This window comes from Streptomyces sp. NBC_01006 (assembly GCF_045162725.1).
In the GTDB taxonomy this organism is placed as follows: Bacteria; Actinomycetota; Actinomycetes; order Streptomycetales; family Streptomycetaceae; genus Streptomyces.
Genome location: NZ_CP108700.1, coordinates 2,451,958 through 2,473,699 on the forward strand (window position 1 = coordinate 2,451,958; position 21,742 = coordinate 2,473,699).

Below are 21,742 nucleotides of genomic sequence, written 5' to 3' on the forward strand. Positions count from 1 at the left end.
AGCGACGGAGACGGGGACGGAGACGGCGAGGACGAGGCGTTCCCGCCCCCGGTGCCCTTGGCGGCGGCCTCCACCTGCTCCTTGAGCTTCTGCGGGGTCACCGGGTTGGCCTGGTCGGCGAAGATGTCCTTGCCGTTCAGCAGCACGCTCGGGGTGCCCCGGAACTTCCCGGCGCGGAAGGCCTCGTAGGACTTGTTCACCCAGCTGTTGTGCGTCCCGTCCTCGACGCACTTGCGGAACTCCGGGGTGACCAGCCCGTCCACCTTGCCGGCCAGCTCCAGCAGCTTGGCGTTGTTCCCGTACGCGTCGTCCGTCTCCTGCGGCTGGTTCTCGAACAGGACGTCGTGGTACGCGGGGAACTTCCCGGCGTCCTGCGCGCAGGCGGCCGCGTTGGCGCCCTTCAGCGAGCCGCTGCCGCCCATGTTCCCGTCGATCAGGGTGACCAGGTGGTAGTCGACCTTGAGCAGGCCCTTGGCCTCCAGCTCGTGGATCGTGTCCCGGTAGTTGATCTCGAAGGACTTGCATGCCGGGCAGCGGAAGTCCTCCCACACCGTCAGTGTGGACTTGGCCTCGGGCTTGCCGGCCTGGATGGCGAGCGCGTCCTTGCCGGTGGCCCCGGAGGGGGCGGTCACCGGGCCCCCGGCCGCGGACTTGTCGCCCTTGCCGGTGTTGGCCGCGATCAGGCCGACGACGGCCGCCAGGCCGAGGACGCCGACCACGGCCGAGGCCACGACGATGGTCCGCCGCCGCTTCTCCCTCTTCTTCTCGCGCTCGCGCTCCACCTGGAGCCGCTCGCGGGCCGATCGTTTCGCATCGCGGTTCGCACCGTCGTTCTTCTCGCTCACGTTCGGCCAAACGAAGCGGGGAGGCACTCGCGTGCCTCCCCGCTCCCACTTCCACCCGATCGGGCTACAGAACCCGCTCAGGGGTTCGCGCCGCCGATCGAACGCGCAAGGCGCCCGACGGGCTCGTCAGCCCGTCAGCCCCTGCGGACGCCTTCCGCGAGCTCGCCCGCCAGCGCCCGTACGGCGGCCAGCCCGGCCGGCAGGTCCGGCGCGTCCAGCAGCAGCTTCACGAAGGCCGAGCCGACGATCACCCCGTCCGCGAAGCCCGCGACCTCCTTGGCCTGCACGGCGTTGGAGACGCCGAGGCCGACACAGACCGGGATCTCGGTGGTGGCACGCGTACGGCGGACCAGCTCCTGGGCCTCGTTGCCGACCGATTCGCGGGTGCCGGTGACGCCCATCAGCGAGGCGGCGTAGACGAACCCGGAACCGGCGGCCGTGATGGTCGCCAGGCGCTCGTTCTTGCTGCTCGGGGCGACGACGAAGACGGTCGCCAGACCGTGCTTGTCGGCGTGCTCGCGCCACAGCGCGGACTCCTGGACCGGCAGGTCGGGCAGGATGCAGCCGGCGCCGCCCGCCGCGGCCAGCTCGGTGGCGAACCGCTCCACGCCGTAGCGGTCGATCGGGTTCCAGTACGTCATCACCAGGACCGGCGCCCCGGTCGCCGCATGGGCCTCGCGCACGGTGCGCAGCACGTCGGCGATCTTGACCCCGCCGCGCAGGGCGATGTCGTCGGCGGTCTGGATGACCGCGCCGTCCAGGACCGGGTCGCTGTGCGGGAGGCCGACCTCGACCACGTCCGCGCCGCCCGCGATGACCGCCTTGACGGCCTCGATGCCGCCGTCGACGGTCGGGAAGCCGGCCGGCAGGTAGGCGACGAGGGCCGCCCGGTCCTCGGACTTCGCCTTGGCGAGGGTGGCCGAGAGGAGTTCGATGTTGCCGCTCACTTGGTCTCCCCCTCGGAGGCGTCGGCGTCGTACAGGTTGAAGTAGCGGGCCGCCGTGTCCATGTCCTTGTCGCCGCGGCCGGACAGGTTGACCACGATCAGCCCGTCCTTGCCGAGCTCCTTGCCCAGGTCGAGGGCGCCCGCCAGCGCGTGCGCCGACTCGATCGCCGGGATGATGCCCTCCGTACGGGAGAGCAGGCGCAGGGCCTGCATCGCGGCGTCGTCGGTGACCGCGCGGTACTCGCCGCGCCCGCTGTCCTTGAGGTAGGAGTGCTCCGGGCCGATGCCCGGGTAGTCCAGGCCGGCCGAGATCGAGTACGGCTCGGTGATCTGGCCCTCCTCGTCCTGGAGGACGTAGGAGCGGGAGCCGTGCAGGATCCCGGGCTCGCCGGCGGTCAGCGTGGCCGCGTGCTCGCCGGTCTCGACGCCGTGCCCGGCGGGCTCGAAGCCGACCAGGCGGACCCCGGCGTCCGGGATGAAGGCGTGGAAGAGGCCGATGGCGTTGGAGCCGCCGCCGACGCAGGCCGCGACGGCGTCGGGCAGCCGGCCGGCGCGCTCCAGGATCTGGCGGCGGGCCTCGACACCGATGACCCGGTGGAAATCGCGGACCATGGCCGGGAAGGGGTGCGGGCCCGCGACGGTGCCGAAGAGGTAGTGGGTGCGGTCCACGTTGGCGACCCAGTCGCGGAACGCCTCGTTGATGGCGTCCTTGAGGGTCCGGGAGCCGGACTTCACCGCGATGACCTCGGCGCCCAGCATCCGCATCCGGGCCACGTTCAGGGCCTGGCGCTGGGTGTCGATCTCGCCCATGTAGACGGTGCACTCAAGGCCGAAGAGGGCGCAGGCGGTGGCGGTGGCCACGCCGTGCTGGCCGGCTCCGGTCTCGGCGATGACTCGGGTCTTGCCCATGCGCTTGGTGAGCAGCGCCTGGCCCAGCACGTTGTTGATCTTGTGCGAGCCGGTGTGGTTGAGGTCCTCGCGCTTGAGGAAGATCCGGGCGCCGCCGGCGTGCTCGGCGAACCGCGGCACCTCGGTGAGGGCGCTGGGCCGGCCGGTGTAGTTGACCATCAGGTCGTTGAGCTCGGCCGCGAAGGCCGGGTCGCCCTTGGCCTTCTCGTACTCTACGGCGACCTCGTCCACGGCGGCGACGAGGGCCTCCGGGATGAACTTGCCGCCGAAGTCGCCGAAGTAACCCTCGGCGTTCGGGACGTGACCCTCCGGGTCCGGAATGAAGAACGAGCTGCTGGACATGGCCAGTACTCCTACGGGTGCGATGGGATGGGTGCACCGTATTGCGCCGCGGGCCCGCCGCACGCGCACCCCGCTGCGGGGGTGGGGATGCGTACGGGCTCGGCGGCCCGCGCCCGGAGCCGGCGGCACCGGGGCGACGGACCGTGAGCGAGCACCACGCGGGGCGTTACGCCGGCACCGTCGAAACGGTGGCGTCAGGCGTACCGGGCCCGGGCGGCCCTCGTTACAGCGCGCCTGCGGTGCGCCATCGCATGCCGTTGACCTGACCGGGCTCGGAGCCGATCACGTACCGGACCCGCCGCCCGTGCACCCGCCGGGCCGGGGCGCGGCAGCCGCGGGGGCGGCAGCCGCGCGCCAGGGGCGCGTACGCCGTCGGCACGCCGACCGGGCCGCGGCGAGCTGCCTGCGGCACGTGCGGCGTGCGGACGGAGGGGCGGTCGGGAGCCATGGGACGGGTCAGCTCCGTCCGTGGCGCAGGGCGGGGTGGGCGCCGGCGGCGACGAGGTCGGCCACGGCCGCCTTCGGGTCGCGTCCGGTGACCAGGGACTCCCCGACGAGGACGGCGTCGGCGCCCTCGTTGGCGTAGGCGATCAGGTCGTGCGGCCCGCGGATGCCGGACTCGGCAACCTTGACGATGTGGGCCGGGATCTCGCCGACGACGCGCTCGAAGGTGGAGCGGTCGACCTTGAGGTCCTTGAGGTTGCGGGCGTTGACGCCGATGATCTTGGCGCCGGCCGCAACCGCGCGCTCGACCTCGTCCTCGTCGTGGACCTCGACGAGCGGGGTGAGGCCGATGGACTCGGCCCGCTCGATCAGGGAGACGAGGGCCTCCTGCTCCAGGGCCGCGACGATCAGCAGCACGAGGTCGGCGCCGTAGGCGCGGGCCTCCCACAGCTGGTACGCCGTGACGATGAAGTCCTTGCGCAGGATCGGGATGTCCACGCGGGCGCGGACGGCCTCCAGGTCGGCCAGCGAGCCGCCGAAACGACGCTGCTCGGTGAGGACGGAGATGACCGCCGCACCGCCCGCCTCGTAGTCGGCGGCGAGTCCGGCCGGATCCGCGATCGCGGCCAGCGCGCCCTTGGAGGGGCTGGAGCGCTTGACCTCGCAGATCACCTTGACGCCGTCGCCGCGCAGGGCCGCGACGCCGTCCTTGGCCTGGGGCGCCTTGGCGGCACGCTCCTTGAGCTCGTCGAGGCTCACGCGGGCCTGCCGTTCGGCAAGGTCTTCGCGGACCCCTTCGATGATCTCGTCGAGCACACTCACGCGAGCGGCCCCCTTCCGGGTCGATGACGGTCGGCCGCCTTGCAGACACGTACAACTGCAAGGTCAGCAATCAAATGGTATCCGCAGGAGGCCTTGCCCTCCGCACGCGGTTGACGGCGTCCCATGGAATGGACATTCGGAATCCGGGATTCATAAGGGAATCTCCCGGTCCTCACGGGGCCAGTGCGGCTCCGAACGGCAGGTTTCGGACCACTACGAAGACCAGGGCCAGCACCCCGATGGCCCACCAGTACGGCCGCCGCAGGGCAAAACGCGGGGTCGGACCGCCGCGACAGGCGCGAACCAGCCACAGGATCATGAATCCGGCGAAGACGAAGTAGCCGACGACGGCCAGGGCATTTGCCCCCAAAGCGGCGATCAGGTCGCCGTGGGCGAACGCGTGCGCACTGCGCAGACCACCGCATCCGGGGCACAGGATTCCGGTCAGGCGAAATAGCGGGCAGACCGGATAGTGGCCGGGTTCATTGGGATCCACGGTGCCCACGTACGCAAACGCCAGGGCCGCAGCGGCCAGCGTGAGCCCCGGCGAGGCCAGCCGCCGGACGCGGCTCTGCACGGGCGCGGGCGGTACCGGCACGGGCGGTACCGGCGGCTGCGCGGGCACGGCGTAGGGGCTGCGAGGGGCGTCCACGCGCTGATTCTCTCCGCTCATGACAAAAGGCGCAGCCCAACGGGGCCGCGCCTTTCGAAACCGTTCACCGCCGCCGGTCCGGTCAGACCTTGGCGGCGGCCTTGTTGGCGGCAATGACCACGGCCAGGTCATCGTGGGCGGCCTTCGGCGCACCCATGCCCGCGGCCTTCATCGCCATGCCGACCACACCGCCGAGCGCGACGACGACGAGACCGGCCCAGAACCCGATCGGGTTGGCGATCACCATGAAGGCGCCGGAGATGCAGAAACCGATGAAGGCGATGATGACACCGGTCCAGGCGGCCGGGGTGTGTCCGTGGTTAGTGCCCGCCATGAGTTGCTCCTCGTTTGCTCTGTCTCAGTGCTGATCAGAAATCGCGGTCTGTGTCGAATGCTCGGTGCTCATTGTCCCGCACCGGGGGCGGTGCATGGTCAGCGGGTCGGGTCCTCGCCGCGGTCCAGGGCCTTCCACAGGTCCTCGGGCCGGTCGGGGTCCACCGCAGCCGGTTTGCGGGTACGGGGACTGCCGTCCCGCTCGTAGCGGCCGCCCATCGCGGGCCAGCCGCTGCCGAACCGCAGCGCCAGCAGTCCGGCGACCAGGATCAGGGCCGCACCGGCGGCGGTGACGTACGGCCATGCCGTATGGGTCAGCGCCCCCACCTGCGCCGCGGTGTCCGCCGTCGTACGGGCGGCCTGCGCGTCCAGCGCCTGCCGGTCGTCGGCGGCCAGTACGGCGACCAGGGCCGCGCCCAGGCCGCTCAGCGCGAGCAGCCCGGAGACCAGCAGCCGGCTCCTGCCGCGTACGGCGAACACGGCCACCAGGGCCGCCAGGCCCACGATGGCCAGCGCCGCCGGCAGCCCGGTGACGGCCCGCCCGTCCGCGGTGAGCGGCAGCGAGCCGCCCCCGACGGCGGCGGTGCCCCGCGCCCAGACGCGGCCGGAGGCGAGCAGGACGACGGTGGCGCCGAGCGCGCCGAGCAGCAGGGCGACGGCCACGCTGCGGCGGCCGCCGCGACCGTCCGGGGCCTCGGGAGCGGCGGAGGCGTCGGCGTCGGTTCGGGGTGGGGGTACGGCACTCACGTACCCACTATCCCCTACCGGGTCACGCGCCGTTCAGCCGGTTCGCCGCTCCCACCGCGCGCAGCACGGCGGCCGCCTTGTTGCGGCACTCCCGGTCCTCCAGCTCGGGCACCGAATCCGCCACGACTCCGGCCCCCGCCTGCACGTACGCCGTGCCGTCGCGCAGCAGCGCCGTGCGGATGGCGATGGCCGTGTCGGAGTCCCCGGCGAAGTCGAGGTAGCCCACGCAGCCGCCGTACAGGCCGCGCCGGGAGGGCTCCAGCTCCTCGATGATCTGCATGGCGCGCGGCTTGGGCGCGCCCGAGAGGGTGCCCGCCGGGAAGCAGGCGGTCAGCACGTCGAAGGCGGTCCGGCCCTCGGCGACCCGGCCGGTGACGGTGGAGACGATGTGCATGACGTGCGAGTACCGCTCGATCGACATGAAGTCGACGACCTCGACCGATCCCGGCTCGCAGACCCGGCCCAGGTCGTTGCGGCCGAGGTCGACGAGCATCAGGTGCTCGGCGCGCTCCTTGGGGTCGGCCAGCAGCTCCTCGGCGAGCTCGTGGTCCTCCTGCGGGGTGGCGCCGCGGTGGCGGGTGCCGGCGATCGGGTGGACCATGGCCCGCCCGTCCTCGACCTTGACCAGGGCCTCGGGGCTGGACCCGACGACGTCGAAGCCGTTCTCGAAGCGGAACAGGTACATGTACGGGGACGGGTTGGTGGCCCGCAGCACCCGGTAGACGTCCAGCGCGGAGGCGGCGCAGGGGGTCTCGAACCGCTGCGAGGGCACCACCTGGAAGGCCTCGCCGGCCCGGATCCGCTCCTTGATGTCCTCGACGGCCTCCTGGTACTTCTCCCCGCCCCACAGCGCCGAGAACTGCGGGAGCTCGGAGGCGGGCAGCGGCGTGGGGACGTACGGGGCGGGCCGCGCGAGATCGGCCTCCATCGCGTCGAGCCGGGCCACCGCGTCCGCGTACGCCTCGTCCACGCCGGTGTCGAGGTCGTTGTGGTTGATGGCGTTGGCGATGAGCTGGACCGTGCCGTCCCAGTGGTCCATGACCGCCAGGTCGGAGGTGAGCAGCATGGTCAGCTCGGGCAGCTGCAGATCGTCGGTGGTGTGCTCGCCGATGCGCTCCAGGCGGCGCACGATGTCGTAGCCGAGGTAGCCGACCATGCCGCCGGTGAAGGGCGGCATCCCGGCGGCGAGGTCACGCGGGGTGTGCAGGGCCTGGACGGTGGCGCGCAGGGCGTCGAGCGGGTCGCCGTCGGTGGGGACGCCGACGGGCGGGGTCCCGATCCAGTGCGCGCGGCCGTCGCGCACGGTCAGCGTGGAGGCGCTGCGGACGCCGACGAAGGAGTAGCGGGACCAGGAGCGGCCGTTCTCTGCGGACTCCAGGAGGAAGGTGCCCGGGCGTTCGGCGGCCAGCTTGCGGTAGAGCCCGACGGGGGTGTCACCGTCGGCCAGCAGCTTGCGGCTCACGGGGATGACGCGGCGGTCCGCCGCGAGCTTGCGGAACGTCTCAAGATCCATGGGGTGGGACCCTACCTACCTATTCGGCCAGCGGAAGGACATCGGCGTCGAAGCACGTACGGGCGCCCGTGTGGCAGGCGGCACCGACCTGGTCGACCTTGACGAGGAGGGTGTCGGCGTCGCAGTCGAGGGCTACGGACTTCACGTGCTGGAAGTGGCCGGACGTATCCCCCTTCACCCAGTACTCCTGGCGGCTGCGCGACCAGTACGTGCAGCGGCCGGTGGTCAGGGTGCGGTGCAAGGCCTCGTCGTCCATCCAGCCGAGCATGAGCACCTCACCGGTGTCGTACTGCTGGGCGATGGCCGGGACCAGACCGTCGGCGGAGCGCTTGAGCCGGGCGGCGATGGCGGGATCGAGGGAGGACGTACTCATGGGGGACATTGTGCCGCGCCGGGGCGGCCGTGACCGATCACCGTCCGCCTGATGAGCGGGCAAAGCACGGCTCGCGGTCGTAGGGTGGCCCCCATGTCTACCCATGCGAAGCGCGAACGCCTGCTGCTGGCGGACCTGTTGGAGGCGGCGGGGCCGGAGGCGCCGACGCTGTGCGACGGCTGGCGGGCCCGGGAACTGGCGGCGCACGTGGTGGTGCGGGAGCGCCGCCCGGACGCGGCGGGCGGCCTGCTCCTGAACGTCCTGAAGGACCGGCTGGCCAAGGCGATGGCCGAGTACACGGCCAAGCCGTACGAGGAACTGATCCAGCTGATCCGGACCGGCCCGCCGAAGATGTCCCTCTACTCGGTGAAGCAGATCGACGAGGCGGCGAACGCGGTGGAGTTCTACGTCCACGCCGAGGACGTACGCCGCGCCCAGCCGGACTGGTCGCCGCGCACGCTCGACCCGGTGTTCTCGGACGCACTGTGGGCGCGCCTGGAGAAGCTGGCCCGGCTGACGGGCCGCCGCTCACCGGTGGGCCTGGTGCTGCGCCGCCCGAACGGTCAGACGGCGGTGGCGCACAAGGGCACCCCGGTGGTGACGGTCACCGGCGAGCCGGGCGAGCTGACCCTCTTCTGCTTCGGCCGCCAGGACGCGGCCGCGGTGGAACTGGACGGCCCGAAGGAGGCCGTCGCCAAACTGACGACGGCCAAGCTCGGCATTTAGGGGGTGTCTTACGGATCAGGCCGGGCTCGCGGCGTCTGGTGCCGCGCCTCGCCGCGTTGTCCTCACTCGCCGACGCTCCGCGTCGACTCCCTCGTCCGCCTTGCGATGCACGGCACCAGACGCCGCTCCCTGATCCGGCCTGATCCGTAAGACACCCCCTAGGCCGTCAGCGGACCGGGTGGCCCGCCTCGCGCAGGGCGCCCTTGACCTGGCCGATCCGCAGGTCGCCGAAGTGGAACACCGAGGCGGCGAGCACCGCGTCGGCGCCGGCCGTGATCGCCGGGGCGAAGTGCTCCAGCCGCCCGGCGCCGCCCGAGGCGATCACGGGGACGGTCACGTGCTTCCGGACGGCCGCGATCATCTCGGTGTCGTAGCCGTCCTTCGTGCCGTCCGCGTCCATCGAGTTCAGCAGGATCTCCCCGGCGCCCAGCTCGGCCGCCCGGTGCGCCCACTCGATCGCGTCCATGCCGGTGCCCTGGCGGCCGCCGTGCGTGGTGACCTCGAAGGAGCCGGTGGCGGTGCGCCGGGCGTCCACGGACAGCACGAGCACCTGCCGCCCGAAACGCTCCGCGATCTCCCGGATCAGCTCGGGCCGGGCGATGGCGGCGGTGTTCACGCCGACCTTGTCCGCACCCGCCCGCAGCAGCTTGTCCACGTCCTCCGCGGTGCGGACGCCACCGCCCACGGTCAGCGGGATGAACACCTGCTCGGCGGTCCGCCGCACCACGTCGTACGTGGTCTCGCGGTTCCCGGACGACGCGGTGATGTCGAGGAAGGTCAGCTCGTCGGCGCCCTCGGCGTCGTACAGCTTGGCCATCTCCACCGGGTCGCCGGCGTCGCGCAGGTTCTGGAAGTTGACGCCCTTGACGACGCGGCCGTTGTCCACGTCGAGGCAGGGGATCACTCGTACGGCGAGGGTCATGCGGACGCCTCCTGGACCGGGCCGTACGCCTCGACCTCGACCTCGACGACCATGCTGGGGTCGACGAAGCCGGAGACGATGATCATCGATGCGGCGGGGCGGACGGCGTCGAACAGCTCCTTGTGGGCGCGGCCCACGTCCTCCACGTCCCGGGCGTGCGTGAGGTACATCCGGGTGCGGACCACGTGCTCGGGGCCGAGACCGGCCTGGGCCAGGGCCTTGAAGGCGACGCCGAAGGCGCCGATGGCCTGGTCGTACGGGCCGTTGGCGTCGGCGGCGGTGCAGCCGGAGACCAGGACGAGGCCGTTCGGGAGCTGCACGGCGCGCGAGTAGCCGATGACGTCCTCGTAGGCGCCGCCGGAGGAGATGCGGCGTACGTCGGAGGAGTTGCTCATGCGGAGACCACCTTCAGGGCTTCTTCCAGGGTGAAGGCCTTCGCGTACAGGGCCTTCCCGACGATCGCGCCCTCGACGCCCAGCGGCACCAGCCCGGCCAGCGCCCGCAGGTCGTCCAGCGAGGAGATGCCGCCGGAGGCCACGACCGGCCGGTCGGTGGCGGCGCAGACGTTCTTCAGCAGCTCCAGGTTGGGCCCGGTCAGCGTGCCGTCCTTGCCGATGTCGGTGACGACGTAGCGGGCGCAGCCCTCGGAGTCCAGGCGCGCGAGGGTCTCGTAGAGGTCCCCGCCCTCGCTGGTCCAGCCGCGGCCCTTGAGCGTCGTACCGCGTACGTCGAGCCCGACCGCGATCTTGTCTCCGTGCTCGGCGATGGCCTTGGCGGCCCACTCGGGGGTCTCCAGGGCGGCGGTGCCGAGGTTGACGCGGGTGCAGCCGGTGGCGAGGGCGGCGGCGAGCGAGGCGTCGTCGCGGATGCCGCCGGACAGCTCGACCTTGATGTCCATGGCGCCGGTGATCTCGGCGACGAGCGCGCGGTTGTCGCCGGTGCCGAAGGCGGCGTCGAGGTCGACGAGGTGGAGCCACTCGGCGCCGGAGGCCTGCCAGGCGAGGGCGGCCTGGAGCGGGGACCCGTAGGAGGTCTCGCTGCCGGACACGCCGTGCACGAGGCGGACGGCCTGGCCGTCACGGACGTCGACGGCAGGCAGCAGTTCGAGCTTGCTGGCGGTCATCAGAGGGTCTCGATCCAGTTGGTGAGGAGCTGGGCGCCGGCGTCGCCGGACTTCTCGGGGTGGAACTGGGTCGCCCACAGGGCCCGGTTCTCCACCGCCGCGACGAAGGGCTCGCCGTGGGTGGCCCAGGTGACCTTGGGGGCGCGGATCGCGGGGTTGGTGACCTCCAGGCTCCAGTCGCGCACCGCGTACGAGTGCACGAAGTAGAAGCGGGCCTCGTCGTCCAGGCCCTTGAAGGCCTGGCTGTCGGCGGGGGCGTCCACGGTGTTCCAGCCCATGTGGGGCACGATCGGGGCGCGCAGCGGCTCGACGGTGCCGGGCCACTCGTCGAGGCCCTCCGTCTCCACGCCGTGCTCGATGCCGCGCTCGAAGAGGATCTGCATGCCGACGCAGATGCCCATGACGGGCCGCCCGCCGGAGAGCCGGCGGCCGATGATCCAGTCGCCGCGGGCGTCCTTGAGCCCCTGCATGCAGGCCGAGAAGGCCCCGACACCGGGCACGAGCAGCCCGTCGGCGTCCATGGCCTTGTCGTAGTCGCGGGTGATCTCGACGTCCGCCCCGACCCGCGCCAGCGCGCGCTCGGCGGAACGTACGTTTCCGAAGCCGTAGTCGAAGACCACGACCGTCTTGGTCGGACGGGCTGCGCTCATTCCCAAATCCCCTGGATCCGCAGGACTCCGGCGGCGAGGCACATCGCGGAGCCGATGGCGAGCAGGATGACGACCGATGCGGGCATCTTCTGCTTCTGGAAGGAGTAGACGCCGCCGGCCAGGAAGAGGCCGACGACGATCAGGATGGTGTTCAGGCCGTTCACGACTAGAGGGCGCCCTTCGTGGAGGGCAGGATTCCGGCGGCGCGCGGGTCGAACTCGGCGGCGTAGCGCAGGGCGCGGGCCAGGGCCTTGAACTGGCACTCCACGATGTGGTGGGCGTTGCGGCCGTACGGGACGTGGATGTGCAGGGCGATCTGGGCCTGCGCGACGAAGGACTCGAAGATGTGCCGGGTCATCGTCGTGTCGTACTCGCCGATCATCGGCGCCATGTTCTCGGGCTCGGTGTGCACGAGGTACGGGCGGCCGGACAGGTCGACGGTCACCTGGGCGAGGGACTCGTCGAGCGGCACGGTGCAGTTGCCGAAGCGGTAGATGCCGACCTTGTCGCCGAGGGCCTGCCTGAAGGCGGCGCCGAGCGCGAGCGCGGTGTCCTCGATGGTGTGGTGGCTGTCGATGTGCAGGTCACCGTCCGTCTTGACCGTGAGGTCGAAGAGGCCGTGGCGGCCGAGCTGGTCGAGCATGTGGTCGTAGAAGCCCACGCCCGTCGAGACGTCGACCTTGCCGGTGCCGTCGAGGTTTATCTCGACGAGGACCGAGGTCTCCTTCGTGGTCCGTTCGACCCGTCCGATGCGGCTCATGCGTGCTGCTCCTTCTTCAGTGCGCGAACCGCTTCCAGGAACGCGTCGTTCTCGGCCGGGGTGCCGGCGGTGACCCGCAGCCAGCCCGGTACGCCGTTGTCCCTGACCAGGACACCCTGGTCGAGGATCTTCTGCCAGGCGGTGTGCGAGTCCTCGAACTTCCCGAACTGGATGAAGTTCGCGTCGGACTCGGTGACCTCGTAGCCGATGGCCCGCAGCTCGGTCACCAGGCGGTCCCGCTCGGCCTTGAGCTGTTCGACGTAGCCGAGCAGGGTGTCGGTGTGCTCCAGGGCGGCCAGCGCGGTCGCCTGGGTGACGGCCGACAAGTGGTACGGCAGGCGTACGAGCTGGACGGCGTCGACCACGGCCGGGTGCGCGGCCAGGTAGCCCAGGCGCAGCCCGGCGGCGCCGAAGGCCTTGGACATGGTCCGGGAGACCACCAGGTTCGGCCGGCCCTCGATCAGCGGCAGGAGCGAGTCCCGGTGGCTGAACTCCACGTACGCCTCGTCCACGACGACGAGGGAGGGCTTGGCCGCCTGCGCGGCCTCGTAGAGCGCGAGGACGGTCTCCGCCTCGACCGCAGTACCCGTGGGGTTGTTGGGCGAGGTGATGAAGACGACGTCGGGTGCGTTCTCGGCGATGGCCTGCTCGGCCGCCTCCACGTCGATCGTGAAGTCCTCGCGGCGCGGGCCGGAGATCCAGCCCGTGCCGGTGCCGCGCGCGATCAGCGCGTGCATGGAGTACGAGGGCTCGAAGCCGATGGCCGTGCGCCCGGGCCCGCCGAAGGTCTGCAGCAGCTGCTGGATGACCTCGTTGGAGCCGTTGGCGGCCCATACGTTCTCCCGCGCGACCGGGTGCTTGCCGGTGCGGGTGAGGTAGGCGGCCAGCTCGGTCCGCAGCTCGACCGCGTCCCGGTCGGGGTAACGGTTGAGGGTGCGGGCGGCCGCGGCGACGCGTTCGGCGATGCGCCGGACCAGCTCCTCGGGGAGCTCGTACGGGTTCTCGTTGGTGTTCAGCTGGACGGGCACGTCCAGCTGCGGGGCGCCGTACGGGGTCTTGCCGCGCAGCTCGTCCCGGATGGGAAGGTCGTCGATGCCCGTCATGCCTGCGGGACCTTCCAGCCGAAGCGCGCCTTGAGGGCCGCGCCGTGCGCCGGCAGGTCCTCGGCCTCGGCCAGGGTCACCACGTGGTGGGTGACCTCGGCGAGGGCGTCGCGCGTGTAGTCGACGATGTGGATGCCGCGCAGGAAGGACTGCACGGACAGGCCCGAGGAGTGGCAGGCGCAGCCGCCGGTGGGCAGCACGTGGTTCGACCCGGCGCAGTAGTCGCCGAGCGAGACGGGGGCCCAGGGGCCGACGAAGATCGCGCCGGCGTTCCGTACGCGGGCGGCCCAGGCCGCGGCGTCGGCGGTCTGGATCTCCAGGTGCTCGGCGCCGTACGCGTCGACGACCTTGAGGCCGTCCTCCAGGCTGTCGACCAGGACGATCGCGGACTGCTTGCCGGCGAGGGCGGGCTTGATCCGGTCCTCTACGTGCTTGGTGGCCGCGACCTGCGGCTCCAGCTCCTTCTCGACGGCGTCCGCGAGCTCCGCGGAGTCCGTGACGAGCACGGCGGCGGCCAGCGGGTCGTGCTCGGCCTGGCTGATCAGGTCGGCGGCGACGTGCACCGGGTCCGCGGTGGAGTCCGCGAGGACGGCGATCTCGGTCGGGCCGGCCTCGGTGTCGATGCCGATCCTGCCGGTGAAGTAGCGCTTGGCGGCGGCGACCCAGATGTTGCCGGGGCCGGTCACCATGTTCGCGGGGGCGCACTCCTCGGTGCCGTACGCGAACATCGCGACGGCCTGGGCGCCGCCGGCCGCGTACACCTCGTCCACGCCGAGCAGCGCGCACGCGGCGAGGATCGTCGGGTGCGGCAGCCCCCCGAACTCCTTCTGCGGCGGGGAGGCCAGCGCGATCGACTCGACGCCCGCCTCCTGCGCCGGTACGACGTTCATGACGACGGAGGAGGGGTACACGGAGCGGCCGCCCGGGGCGTACAGGCCCACGCGCTCGACCGGAACCCACTTCTCGGTCACGGTTCCGCCGGGGACCACCTGGGTGGTGTGCTCGCTGCGGCGCTGCTCGCGGTGGACGATCCGGGCACGCCGGATCGACTCCTCCAGCGCGGCGCGGACGGCCGGGTCGAGCTCGGCGAGGGCGGTCTTGAGGGCCTCGGCGGGGACCCTGACCTGCTCCAGCGTGACGCCGTCGAACTTCTGCGCGTACTCGATCAACGCCGCCGTGCCGCGATGATGGACGTCCTCGCAGATGGGCCGCACCTTCTCCAGGGCAGCTTCTACGTCGAACTCGGCACGGGGCAGCAGATCGCGCAGGGCGCCACCCTCGGGGAGGGCGTCACCGCGCAGGTCGATACGAGAGATCACCTCCCAATTCTCTCAGACCGTCTCCCGCCACCGTTCGCCCGTATCACTGGCTGATACACGCCCCGGATGTCACTGCCGCCCACTAGCGTTCCCCTACACGTATCCACAGCGGAGGGGGACCGCCATGGCGGAGCCACGGGCGGGCGAGGAGCCCGCGGATCTCACCGATCCCGAACGCCGCATGTGGCAGGCGTACCGGACGGGCAGCGTCTGCGATCTCAGCGCCCGCGCCGCCAATGAGGACGATCCGCACGACAGCGGGCGGACCTGGGGCTCCGGGCGCAGCGTCCGCGCCCAGGTGGTGGCGCTGCTGCTGCTCCACGGGCCGCCGCCGGTCCCGGGCCGGGTGGCCTCCCTGAAGCTGCGCGGCGTACGGATCACGGGGCGGCTCGACCTGTCCGGCGGGACCGTACAGCCGTACGTCGAACTCCAGTCCTGTCGCTTCGACAGTGAGATCCAGCTGTCCGAGACCCGGTTCATCACCCTGCGCATGATCAACTGCGCGATACCGCGGCTGGACGCCTCCCGGCTGCACACCGAGGGCGATCTGCACCTGCCGCGCTGCCGCGTGGCCCGCGGGATCCGGCTGACCGACGCCCAGATCGGCACCGACCTGCTGATCAGCCAGGCCGTGGTGCGGCGGGACAACAAGGGCCGGGCCATCGCCGCGGACGGGATGTCGGTCGCGCAGGACTTCCAGGGCGAGCTGCTGGAGACGGACGGGGAGGTGAGCCTGCGCGGCGCGAAGGTCGGCGTGTCGATGAACCTGCGCGGGGCCCGGCTGCGCAACCCGCACGGACGGCGCGCGCTGAACGCCCCGCAGCTGACCGTCGAGCGGACCCTGTACCTGACCTCGATCGCCCTCGACTACGTCCTCGGCGACTCCGGCTCCTCCACTCCCCCGTACGGGCTCGGCCAGACGCCCACGCGCGGGCAGCGGGCCCAGCGCTTCGAGTGCCGGGGCGGGCTGCGCCTGGACGACGGCCGCTTCGGCGACGCGGTCGACTTCTACGGCGCCCGGTTCGTCCTCGCCGAGGCGCAGGAGGTCTCGCTGCGCCGGATCCAGACGCCGGAGCTGCGGTTCGTCGGGGAGCGGCCGGAGCGGGGGCGGGTGGTGCTGTCGGGGGCGAAGGTGGTCAAGCTGGTCGACACCTCCACCAGCTGGCCCGGCCCCGGCGGGGTGTCGATGGAGGGGTTCGCGTACGAGAACCTCGCGCCCCGCGGCCACTTCCCGCTGGCCCGCCGGCTGGACTGGGTGGCCGCGGCCACCCCCGAGTACTCGCCGGAGCCGTACGAGCGCCTGGCCTCCGTACTGCGCGCCAGCGGTGAGGACGCGGACGCCCGCGAGGTGCTGCTGGCCAAGCAGCGGCGGCGCCGGGCCACCCTGCCGCCGGCGCTCAAGGCCTGGGGGTACCTCCAGGACTGGACGGTGGCCTACGGGTACCGCCCCGGCCGGGCCGCGCTGTGGATGGCGGTGTTGTGGGCGGCGGGCGCCCTGCTCTTCTCCCGGCACCAGCCGCCGCCGATCAAGGCGGACGAGCACCCGCACTGGGACGCGTCGCTCTACGCGCTGGACCTGCTGCTCCCGGTGATCGATCTCGGCCAGGACGGCCAGTGGAAGGTGGAGGGCGGCTGGCAGTGGGGCTCGGCGGCGCTGGTCCTGCTGGGCTGGACCCTCGCGACGACGGTGGCGGCGGGAGCCTCGCGGCTGCTGCGGCGGGGGTGACCGGCAAGAGCGGGAACAACGGAGGTGACAGGCCCTGGCCCCCGGCCACTACCCTGTGCCTCGTGACCTCCGTTCGCCTGCCCCTCTTCCCGCTGAACTCGGTGCTGTTCCCGGGACTCGTCCTCCCGCTGAACGTCTTCGAGGAGCGTTATCGCGCCATGATGCGCGAGCTGCTGAAGACGGGCGAGGACGAGCCGCGCCGCTTCGCGGTCGTCGCGATCCGCGACGGCCGGGAGGTGGCGCCGACCGCGCCGGGCCTGCCGGACCAGACGGCGCTGCCCGAGCGGGGCCCGACGGCGGGCTTCGGCCCGGACCCCGTCCAGGCCTTCCACCGGGTGGGCTGCATCGCGGACGCGGCGACGATCCGGGAGCGGGAGGACGGCAGCTTCGAGGTCCTGGCCACCGGTACGGCGCGGGTGCGCCTGCTGTCGGTCGACACCTCGGGCCCGTACCTGGTCGCGGAGCTGGAGGAGCTCCCGGAGGACTCGGGCGACGGGGCGGGCGCGCTGGCGGAGGGGGTCCTGCGGGCCTTCCGGAACTACCAGAAGCGGCTGGCCGGAGCCCGGGAGCGGTCCCTGACCTCGGGCGCGGACCTGCCGGACGAGCCGTCGGTGGTCTCGTACCTGGTGGCGGCGGCGGCCGTACTGGACATCCCGGCGAAGCAGCGGCTGCTCCAGGCGCCGGACACCGCGACGCGGCTCGCGGAGGAACTGAAACTGCTGCGCGCGGAGACGGCGGTCATCCGCCACCTGCCTTCGCTGCCGGCGGTGGACCTGACGCGCGCGCCGACGAGCCCGAACTGACGGCGAAGGACCGATGGCGAAGAAGAAGGCCCCGGCGGGGACGCCGGCGATCGCGGCCCTGACCTCCGCGCAGGCGGAGTTCACGGTGCACGCGTACGAGCACGACCCGGCGCACCCCTCGTACGGCGAGGAGGCGGCGCAGGCCATGGGGGTCTCCCCGGACCGGGTCTTCAAGACGCTGGTCGCGGAGGTGGACGGCGTGCTGACGGTGGCGGTGGTCCCGGTGTCGGGAAGCCTGGACCTGAAGGCGCTGGCGACCGCGGTCGCCGGGAAGCGGGCGGCGATGGCCGACCCGGCGCTGGCGGAACGCACGACGGGCTACGTACGGGGCGGGATCTCCCCGCTGGGCCAGCGCAAGCGGCTCCGCACGGTGGTGGACGAGTCGGCGACGGCGCACACCACGATCTGCGTCTCGGCCGGCCGCCGGGGCCTGGAGGTGGAGCTTGCACCCGCCACCCTGACGGCTTTGACGGCAGCCACCCTGGCCCCCATCGGCCGCACCTAATCTCGCGGGCGCTCCGGCGCGGACGGGTCGTCCGACGCGGTCGCGTGGACGTGGGGCGGAGGGTAGGGCGCCCAGTCCGAATCAGCGGACGGGTCCGGGTCGTGCGGGGTCCACAGGGCCGTCAGGCCGAGGTGGACGGCCACGGCGACCATCGGCCACACCAGCAGCACCCCCTGCGCCAGCAACTGCAGCGGCGCGTCGAACGGCACCCCCTTGCCCGCCTTCACCGCGGCGGCGGCCACGTCCGAGGACGGCCCCAGCCACAGCCCCACCCGCCATCCCACCAGCGCGGCGAAGCAGGATCCGAGCGCCAGAGCGACGACCAGCGGGACACCGCCCCGGCGCCGCCACAGGAACACGAGCACCGCGCTCAGCACGCCGAATCCCAGCGACAGCAGGAAGAACGTCCCGTCGGCCCCTATCCGGGCCTCGCTCTCGGAGTTCCGCAGGAACACGGCCTCGCCGTTCGAGACGTACTGCGCCTTCGGCGCCAGCCACGCCCACAGCACTCCGAGCAGCACGCCGGCCACCCCGATCAGCAGGGCAGCTGCGGCCCCGTCGCGGATGTCCGCCGGGGTGATGCCCCCGGCGGAGCCGCTCCGCTTCTCGGGCGGCAGCGGCGGTTCGTGCGGGGAGGGCGTGGTCACGGCTTCGGTCACCCCCACATCGTGCCAGGTGCCGACGGCGTCGGCGTCAGCGGACCGTCCCTTCGGCCGACCGCCGCATCGGCGGCCGCCGCTTCAGCGAACGGCCGCCCGCCGGTACGCCCACGTGGCCGCGGCCAGCGAGAGCACCCCGACCACCCCGCACACCCCGAGGTCCAGCCCGACCGCCGCCCAGTCCGGATGCGGGGCGAAGGTCCGCGCGAACGCCTCCACCCCGTACGTGGACGGCAGCAGGTCCCGCGCCCACACGATCACCTCCGGCATCCGCTCCGGCGGCAGCACGCCCAGCAGCAGCGCCGCCGACATGCCGAGCTGCCCGGCCAGCGTGGCCAGCTCCTGCCGCGGCGCCAGCAGCCCGAGCGCCGCCCCCAGCCCGGCCAGCGCGGCGCCGGCCAGCGGCACCACGGCGGCCAGGATCCACAGCCCGCCCATCGGCAACCCGAACAGCAGGCATCCGAACACCGCCGTGACCAGCGTGCCCGGCAGCGTGAAGGAGGCGTACGCGGCGGCCGCGCCGAGCACCACCGAGGCGGGCGGCACGGGCAGCGTGGCGTAGTGGTCGAGCCCGCCGCCGGCCCGCAGCTGCCCGAAGTACTGGGCGAGCAGGTTCAGCGCGACGAAGGCGACGACCAGCACGGACGAGCCCGCGACGACGGCCCGCGCCTCCGAGCCCCCGTCCACCACGCCCCGCATCAGGATCATGATCCCGACGGACTGGAAGGTGGCCACGAACAGCAGCGGGATGCGCGAGACCCGGGCCCGGGACAGCTGCGCCCGGTACACGGCGGCCAGCGCGGGCAACAGCCGCGCCCGCGGTGCGAGCACCCCCACGGCAGTGGTACCGGCAGCAGAGGTGCCGGCAGCGGTGCCGACGGCAGTCGTGCTCACGACTTCACCAGACCCTTCGAGGCACGCCCGCCCAGCGCGAGGTAGACGTCCTCCAGGCTCGGGGTCGCCAGCGCGAAGTCGTCGAGGGCGGCGAAGGCCGGCCCGCCGGTCACCGCCGCCACCGCCGCGCGCGCTTCGTCGGGCGCCAGCCGCAGCACCCAGCGGCGCCCGGCCTCGGCGGCCGCCGGCGCGAGCGCCGCGACCTCCGGTACCTCCAGCGGCGGCGCGGTGCGCCACACCAGCTCCAGCCGGACCTCACCGGAGACGCGGGCCTTCAGCCCGGCCGGGGAGTCGCAGGCGATGACCCGGCCCTGGTCGATGACGGCGACCCGGTCCAGGACGGTCTCGGCCTCGATGACGTTGTGCGTGACGAGCAGGACGGTGGCCCCGTGCCGGGCGCGCCGCCGGTCCACGGCCGCCCAGACGGCCCGCCGGGCCACGGGGTCCATGCCGGTGGTGGGCTCGTCGAGGACCAGCACCGGCCGCTCCCCGACCAGCGCGGCGGCGAAGCAGGCGAGGCGCCGCTGCCCGCCGGAGAGCTTCTTCAGGGGCCGCCCGGCGATCGCGGTCAGCCCCAGTTCCTCCAGTACGGCGTCCCGCTCGGCCCGCGCCGCCCGTACGTCGAGCCCGCGCAGCCGTCCCGTGGTCTCGGCGGCCAGCGCCACCGTGAGCTCGTCGAGGGCGGTGGACTCCTGCCCCAGGTAGGCGAGCAGCCGGGCCGCCCGCTCGGGGTGGCGTACGAGGTCGTGGCCGAGCAGGGTCACGGAGCCGGAGTCGGGCCGCATCAGGCCGGTGAGCTGGCGGACCAGGGTGGACTTGCCGGCGCCGTTGGGGCCGAGCAGGCCGAAGATCTCGCCGCGCCGGACGTCCAGGCAGACCCCGTCGGTGGCCCGGGTCTCGGGCAGGGCGGGAGCCCCGCGCCGGCCCCGTACCGCGGGATAGGTCTTGACCAGGTCACGCACCGCGCAGACCACGTCCGAGGCCGCGTCCGCGGCCACTGCCGTGTTCGGTTGTGCTGATGCTGTGCCCGTACTCACGAGGGAGCAGCCTACGCGGCTTTGGTCCGGCCACCGCCGGGAGGTGCCCCCGACGCCCCGGTCGGCGTGGATGCGCGCGTCCCGCCCGTGCCCTGCCCTTGCCCTGCTCGCGCCCTACTCGGCCGTCGGCCCCGTCGGTCCCGCGGGCACGGCGGAGGGGGCTGCGGCGACGTGTTCGGCGGCCGCGCGGACGTCGATCTCCCGCCAGAACCCGGCCCGGATGGCGTAGCGGTCGTGCTCGTCGATCTGGTCGTCCTTGTGCGCGAGCAGCCCGAACCGGGCGGCGTAGCGCAGCAGCTCCCCGTCGATGCGGTGCGGGATCCGCGGGTACATCGTGGCGAGTTTCTGCAGGTGGACGGTTTCCGGGAGGCGTTCCATCCAGCGCCGGGCGAATACCTGGCCGACCTCGAAGGGGTCGCCGCCGACGGTGGTGATGTCCTCCTCGCGGTCCGCCCAGCGCTGCTCCGCGCTGGTGAGCTGGGCGAGGGTGGGCAGCGAGGCGGTCTCGGCGGGCTCGCCCAGCGGTCCTGCCCGGTCGATCCAGCCCTTGTCGGAGGACCAGCGCAGGGCGCTGCCGGCCGGGGGCTGGGTGCTGCCGTGGCCGCCCGCGGGGCCGGGCTGCTGGCCGGGCGCGCGCAGCGAGCCGGCGAGGTCCTTGGGCGTGGGTACGGTCTTGCCGCCGGCGGCGGGGGCGGGCACGGGGGCGCCACCGCCGGCGGGCTCGGCGGGGGCGGGGCCGCGGCTCCGTTGGAGCCGGCGCTGCGGGCGGCCTCGGCGAGGGCCGCCTCGGGCAGCGGGGCGGAGAGGATGGCGGCGATCTCGGGGCGCGGCGCGGGCGGCGGCGCGCACAGTCCGGCGAGGTCCTTGGCGCGAACGGCCCGGGTGATCCAGGTCCGGTCCAGGACGCGGCGCTCGTCGGCCTCGGCGACGAGGTCCTCGGACTGGTTGTAGTCGCCGTCGGCGGCCTGGACGGCCCACAGGTGGACGGCGACCCCGTGTTCCTTGGCGGACATCAGGCCGGGCAGCAGGTCCCCGTCGCCCGTGACCAGTACGACGTCGGAGCAGGCGCGGTTGCGGGCCAGCTCGGTGAGCTCGGCGTGCATGGCGGCGTCCACGCCCTTCTGCGCCCAGCGGCCGTCGCTACGGGTCAGAGCGCCGAGGCGGACGGTGACGCGGGGCATGACGCGCAGCCGCCGGTGCTCGGGCTGGGGCACCCGGTCGGGTGCGCCGTCGAACCAGTAGATGCGCAGCAGGGGCTGCTCGGTGTCGGCCTCGGCGCGCTCGCGCAGGCCCTGGATGAGGGCCGCATGGTCGACGGTGATGCGGGAGCGGGAAGGCTCCCCGGCGAGAAGACTGGCGGCGGCGCCCAGCAGATAGCCGGCGTCCACCAGGACGACGCAGCGGTCCACGCGTACCACCCTCTTCCCTGGGGATCCTCTGTGTGTGTCGCGGGTTCCCCGAGTCTGCCCGACCGCAAGGGTGTTGACGGCCGGAACTCGATCATCGGCGTGGCGGATCTTTCACCCGCGCCGAGGGGAGGGCCGGCCGACTACACGGAGTAAAGATCCAAAATGCGCGGTTTGTGGCGC

At 72.9% G+C, this 21,742-nt stretch carries 24 protein-coding genes and 2 pseudogenes; 4 read left to right on the forward strand and 22 right to left on the reverse strand.

The window, feature by feature from the left end:
* Nucleotides 1–53: 53 nt before the first annotated feature.
* From OG509_RS11080 to hisI, 10 genes and pseudogenes are all read right to left on the reverse strand, one after another.
* Nucleotides 54–845: pseudogene (locus OG509_RS11080) on the reverse strand (thioredoxin domain-containing protein); the annotation flags it as partial.
* A gap of 134 nt (nucleotides 846–979) precedes the next feature.
* A complete protein-coding gene (gene trpA / locus OG509_RS11085; RefSeq protein ID WP_406182110.1) occupies nucleotides 980–1,792 on the reverse strand; it encodes a tryptophan synthase subunit alpha in 813 nt (270 codons plus the stop codon).
* Nucleotides 1,789–3,042 carry a tryptophan synthase subunit beta gene (trpB, locus tag OG509_RS11090; protein WP_385591312.1) on the reverse strand — a complete coding sequence of 418 codons (1,254 nt, stop codon included), beginning with the start codon at nucleotides 3,040–3,042 and terminating at the stop codon, nucleotides 1,789–1,791. The genes trpA and trpB overlap by 4 nt, the downstream gene beginning before the upstream one ends.
* Nucleotides 3,043–3,265: 223 nt before the next feature.
* Entirely contained in the window at nucleotides 3,266–3,490 is a 225-nt protein-coding gene (gene trpM / locus OG509_RS11095; protein WP_389024028.1) for a tryptophan biosynthesis modulator TrpM, read from the reverse strand.
* 8 nt (nucleotides 3,491–3,498) lie between these two features.
* Complete coding sequence (trpC, locus tag OG509_RS11100) at nucleotides 3,499–4,308, reverse strand: indole-3-glycerol phosphate synthase TrpC (RefSeq protein ID WP_134075034.1); 810 nt, start codon at nucleotides 4,306–4,308, stop codon at nucleotides 3,499–3,501.
* Nucleotides 4,309–4,480: 172 nt separating this feature from the next.
* Nucleotides 4,481–4,981 carry a DUF2752 domain-containing protein gene (locus tag OG509_RS11105; RefSeq protein WP_406182112.1) on the reverse strand — a complete coding sequence of 167 codons (501 nt, stop codon included), beginning with the start codon at nucleotides 4,979–4,981 and terminating at the stop codon, nucleotides 4,481–4,483.
* A 61-nt stretch (nucleotides 4,982–5,042) separates the two neighbouring features.
* A complete protein-coding gene (locus OG509_RS11110) occupies nucleotides 5,043–5,294 on the reverse strand; it encodes an HGxxPAAW family protein (RefSeq protein WP_406182114.1) in 252 nt (83 codons plus the stop codon).
* 98 nt (nucleotides 5,295–5,392) lie between these two features.
* The gene (locus OG509_RS11115) at nucleotides 5,393–6,040 is read right to left on the reverse strand and encodes a TIGR02234 family membrane protein (protein ID WP_406182116.1); all 648 of its coding nucleotides are present in this window, start codon (nucleotides 6,038–6,040) and stop codon (nucleotides 5,393–5,395) included.
* 22 nt (nucleotides 6,041–6,062) lie between these two features.
* Nucleotides 6,063–7,553, reverse strand: coding sequence for an anthranilate synthase component I (locus OG509_RS11120; protein WP_406182118.1), 1,491 nt, complete (start codon nucleotides 7,551–7,553; stop codon nucleotides 6,063–6,065).
* A 19-nt stretch (nucleotides 7,554–7,572) separates the two neighbouring features.
* Nucleotides 7,573–7,935 carry a phosphoribosyl-AMP cyclohydrolase gene (gene hisI / locus OG509_RS11125; RefSeq protein ID WP_030155922.1) on the reverse strand — a complete coding sequence of 121 codons (363 nt, stop codon included), beginning with the start codon at nucleotides 7,933–7,935 and terminating at the stop codon, nucleotides 7,573–7,575.
* An 84-nt stretch (nucleotides 7,936–8,019) separates the two neighbouring features.
* Between hisI and OG509_RS11130 the strand changes: the two genes are divergently transcribed.
* Nucleotides 8,020–8,652, forward strand: a complete 633-nt coding sequence (locus OG509_RS11130; protein ID WP_406182120.1) for a TIGR03085 family metal-binding protein — start codon at nucleotides 8,020–8,022, stop codon at nucleotides 8,650–8,652.
* 166 nt (nucleotides 8,653–8,818) lie between these two features.
* Here the strand turns inward: OG509_RS11130 and hisF are convergent, their stop codons facing one another.
* The 8 genes from hisF to hisD are packed head-to-tail and all read right to left on the reverse strand — an operon-like array spanning nucleotide 8,819 to nucleotide 14,529.
* Entirely contained in the window at nucleotides 8,819–9,574 is a 756-nt protein-coding gene (gene hisF, locus OG509_RS11135; RefSeq protein WP_406182122.1) for an imidazole glycerol phosphate synthase subunit HisF, read from the reverse strand.
* Complete coding sequence (locus OG509_RS11140) at nucleotides 9,571–9,969, reverse strand: RidA family protein (protein ID WP_385591331.1); 399 nt, start codon at nucleotides 9,967–9,969, stop codon at nucleotides 9,571–9,573. The genes hisF and OG509_RS11140 overlap by 4 nt, the downstream gene beginning before the upstream one ends.
* The gene (gene priA, locus OG509_RS11145; protein WP_134075042.1) at nucleotides 9,966–10,697 is read right to left on the reverse strand and encodes a bifunctional 1-(5-phosphoribosyl)-5-((5-phosphoribosylamino)methylideneamino)imidazole-4-carboxamide isomerase/phosphoribosylanthranilate isomerase PriA; all 732 of its coding nucleotides are present in this window, start codon (nucleotides 10,695–10,697) and stop codon (nucleotides 9,966–9,968) included. Before priA ends, OG509_RS11140 begins: the two co-directional genes overlap by 4 nt.
* Nucleotides 10,697–11,347, reverse strand: a complete 651-nt coding sequence (gene hisH, locus OG509_RS11150; RefSeq protein ID WP_406182124.1) for an imidazole glycerol phosphate synthase subunit HisH — start codon at nucleotides 11,345–11,347, stop codon at nucleotides 10,697–10,699. The genes priA and hisH overlap by 1 nt, the downstream gene beginning before the upstream one ends.
* Nucleotides 11,344–11,511 carry a hypothetical protein gene (locus OG509_RS11155; protein WP_030155934.1) on the reverse strand — a complete coding sequence of 56 codons (168 nt, stop codon included), beginning with the start codon at nucleotides 11,509–11,511 and terminating at the stop codon, nucleotides 11,344–11,346. The genes hisH and OG509_RS11155 overlap by 4 nt, the downstream gene beginning before the upstream one ends.
* 2 nt (nucleotides 11,512–11,513) lie before the next feature.
* A complete protein-coding gene (hisB, locus tag OG509_RS11160) occupies nucleotides 11,514–12,107 on the reverse strand; it encodes an imidazoleglycerol-phosphate dehydratase HisB (protein ID WP_048480319.1) in 594 nt (197 codons plus the stop codon).
* Nucleotides 12,104–13,210 carry a histidinol-phosphate transaminase gene (locus OG509_RS11165; protein WP_406182127.1) on the reverse strand — a complete coding sequence of 369 codons (1,107 nt, stop codon included), beginning with the start codon at nucleotides 13,208–13,210 and terminating at the stop codon, nucleotides 12,104–12,106. The genes hisB and OG509_RS11165 overlap by 4 nt, the downstream gene beginning before the upstream one ends.
* A complete protein-coding gene (hisD, locus tag OG509_RS11170; protein ID WP_406182129.1) occupies nucleotides 13,207–14,529 on the reverse strand; it encodes a histidinol dehydrogenase in 1,323 nt (440 codons plus the stop codon). Before hisD ends, OG509_RS11165 begins: the two co-directional genes overlap by 4 nt.
* Before the next feature lie 124 nt (nucleotides 14,530–14,653).
* Here hisD and OG509_RS11175 point away from each other — a divergent pair, with 124 nt between their 5' ends.
* The 3 genes from OG509_RS11175 (at nucleotide 14,654) to ybaK (ending at nucleotide 17,563) form a co-directional block, all read left to right on the forward strand.
* A complete protein-coding gene (locus OG509_RS11175; RefSeq protein ID WP_406182131.1) occupies nucleotides 14,654–16,255 on the forward strand; it encodes an oxidoreductase in 1,602 nt (533 codons plus the stop codon).
* 62 nt (nucleotides 16,256–16,317) lie between these two features.
* Nucleotides 16,318–17,058 carry an LON peptidase substrate-binding domain-containing protein gene (locus OG509_RS11180; RefSeq protein WP_406182133.1) on the forward strand — a complete coding sequence of 247 codons (741 nt, stop codon included), beginning with the start codon at nucleotides 16,318–16,320 and terminating at the stop codon, nucleotides 17,056–17,058.
* A gap of 13 nt (nucleotides 17,059–17,071) precedes the next feature.
* Nucleotides 17,072–17,563, forward strand: coding sequence for a Cys-tRNA(Pro) deacylase (gene ybaK, locus OG509_RS11185; RefSeq protein ID WP_406182135.1), 492 nt, complete (start codon nucleotides 17,072–17,074; stop codon nucleotides 17,561–17,563).
* Here the strand turns inward: ybaK and OG509_RS11190 are convergent.
* The 4 genes and pseudogenes from OG509_RS11190 to OG509_RS11205 form a co-directional block, all read right to left on the reverse strand.
* The gene (locus OG509_RS11190) at nucleotides 17,560–18,222 is read right to left on the reverse strand and encodes a DUF2567 domain-containing protein (RefSeq protein ID WP_406182137.1); all 663 of its coding nucleotides are present in this window, start codon (nucleotides 18,220–18,222) and stop codon (nucleotides 17,560–17,562) included. The two genes, ybaK and OG509_RS11190, sit on opposite strands and share 4 nt — an antisense overlap.
* A gap of 81 nt (nucleotides 18,223–18,303) precedes the next feature.
* Nucleotides 18,304–19,116, reverse strand: a complete 813-nt coding sequence (locus tag OG509_RS11195; protein WP_406182139.1) for an ABC transporter permease — start codon at nucleotides 19,114–19,116, stop codon at nucleotides 18,304–18,306.
* Nucleotides 19,113–20,114 carry an ABC transporter ATP-binding protein gene (locus OG509_RS11200; RefSeq protein ID WP_406187537.1) on the reverse strand — a complete coding sequence of 334 codons (1,002 nt, stop codon included), beginning with the start codon at nucleotides 20,112–20,114 and terminating at the stop codon, nucleotides 19,113–19,115. The genes OG509_RS11195 and OG509_RS11200 overlap by 4 nt, the downstream gene beginning before the upstream one ends.
* A 153-nt stretch (nucleotides 20,115–20,267) precedes the next feature.
* Nucleotides 20,268–21,571 (reverse strand): annotated as a pseudogene (locus OG509_RS11205) (NYN domain-containing protein).
* Between the last annotated feature and the right edge of the window lie 171 nt (nucleotides 21,572–21,742).

Excerpts from the sequence above, each read along its gene's own strand:
- hisH (WP_406182124.1), bottom strand. The coding sequence starts at position 11,347 with ATGAGCGCAGCCCGTCCGACCAAGACGGTCGTGGTCTTCGACTACGGC.
- hisB (WP_048480319.1), bottom strand. The coding sequence starts at position 12,107 with ATGAGCCGCATCGGACGGGTCGAACGGACCACGAAGGAGACCTCGGTC.
- priA (WP_134075042.1), bottom strand. The coding sequence starts at position 10,697 with ATGACCGCCAGCAAGCTCGAACTGCTGCCTGCCGTCGACGTCCGTGAC.
- trpM (WP_389024028.1), bottom strand. The coding sequence starts at position 3,490 with ATGGCTCCCGACCGCCCCTCCGTCCGCACGCCGCACGTGCCGCAGGCA.
- hisI (WP_030155922.1), bottom strand. The coding sequence starts at position 7,935 with ATGTCCCCCATGAGTACGTCCTCCCTCGATCCCGCCATCGCCGCCCGG.
- OG509_RS11110 (WP_406182114.1), bottom strand. The coding sequence starts at position 5,294 with ATGGCGGGCACTAACCACGGACACACCCCGGCCGCCTGGACCGGTGTC.
- OG509_RS11130 (WP_406182120.1), top strand. The coding sequence starts at position 8,020 with ATGTCTACCCATGCGAAGCGCGAACGCCTGCTGCTGGCGGACCTGTTG.
- OG509_RS11165 (WP_406182127.1), bottom strand. The coding sequence starts at position 13,210 with ATGACGGGCATCGACGACCTTCCCATCCGGGACGAGCTGCGCGGCAAG.
- OG509_RS11140 (WP_385591331.1), bottom strand. The coding sequence starts at position 9,969 with ATGAGCAACTCCTCCGACGTACGCCGCATCTCCTCCGGCGGCGCCTAC.
- OG509_RS11105 (WP_406182112.1), bottom strand. The coding sequence starts at position 4,981 with ATGAGCGGAGAGAATCAGCGCGTGGACGCCCCTCGCAGCCCCTACGCC.
- OG509_RS11175 (WP_406182131.1), top strand. The coding sequence starts at position 14,654 with ATGGCGGAGCCACGGGCGGGCGAGGAGCCCGCGGATCTCACCGATCCC.
- trpB (WP_385591312.1), bottom strand. The coding sequence starts at position 3,042 with ATGTCCAGCAGCTCGTTCTTCATTCCGGACCCGGAGGGTCACGTCCCG.
- hisF (WP_406182122.1), bottom strand. The coding sequence starts at position 9,574 with ATGACCCTCGCCGTACGAGTGATCCCCTGCCTCGACGTGGACAACGGC.
- OG509_RS11120 (WP_406182118.1), bottom strand. The coding sequence starts at position 7,553 with ATGGATCTTGAGACGTTCCGCAAGCTCGCGGCGGACCGCCGCGTCATC.
- ybaK (WP_406182135.1), top strand. The coding sequence starts at position 17,072 with ATGGCGAAGAAGAAGGCCCCGGCGGGGACGCCGGCGATCGCGGCCCTG.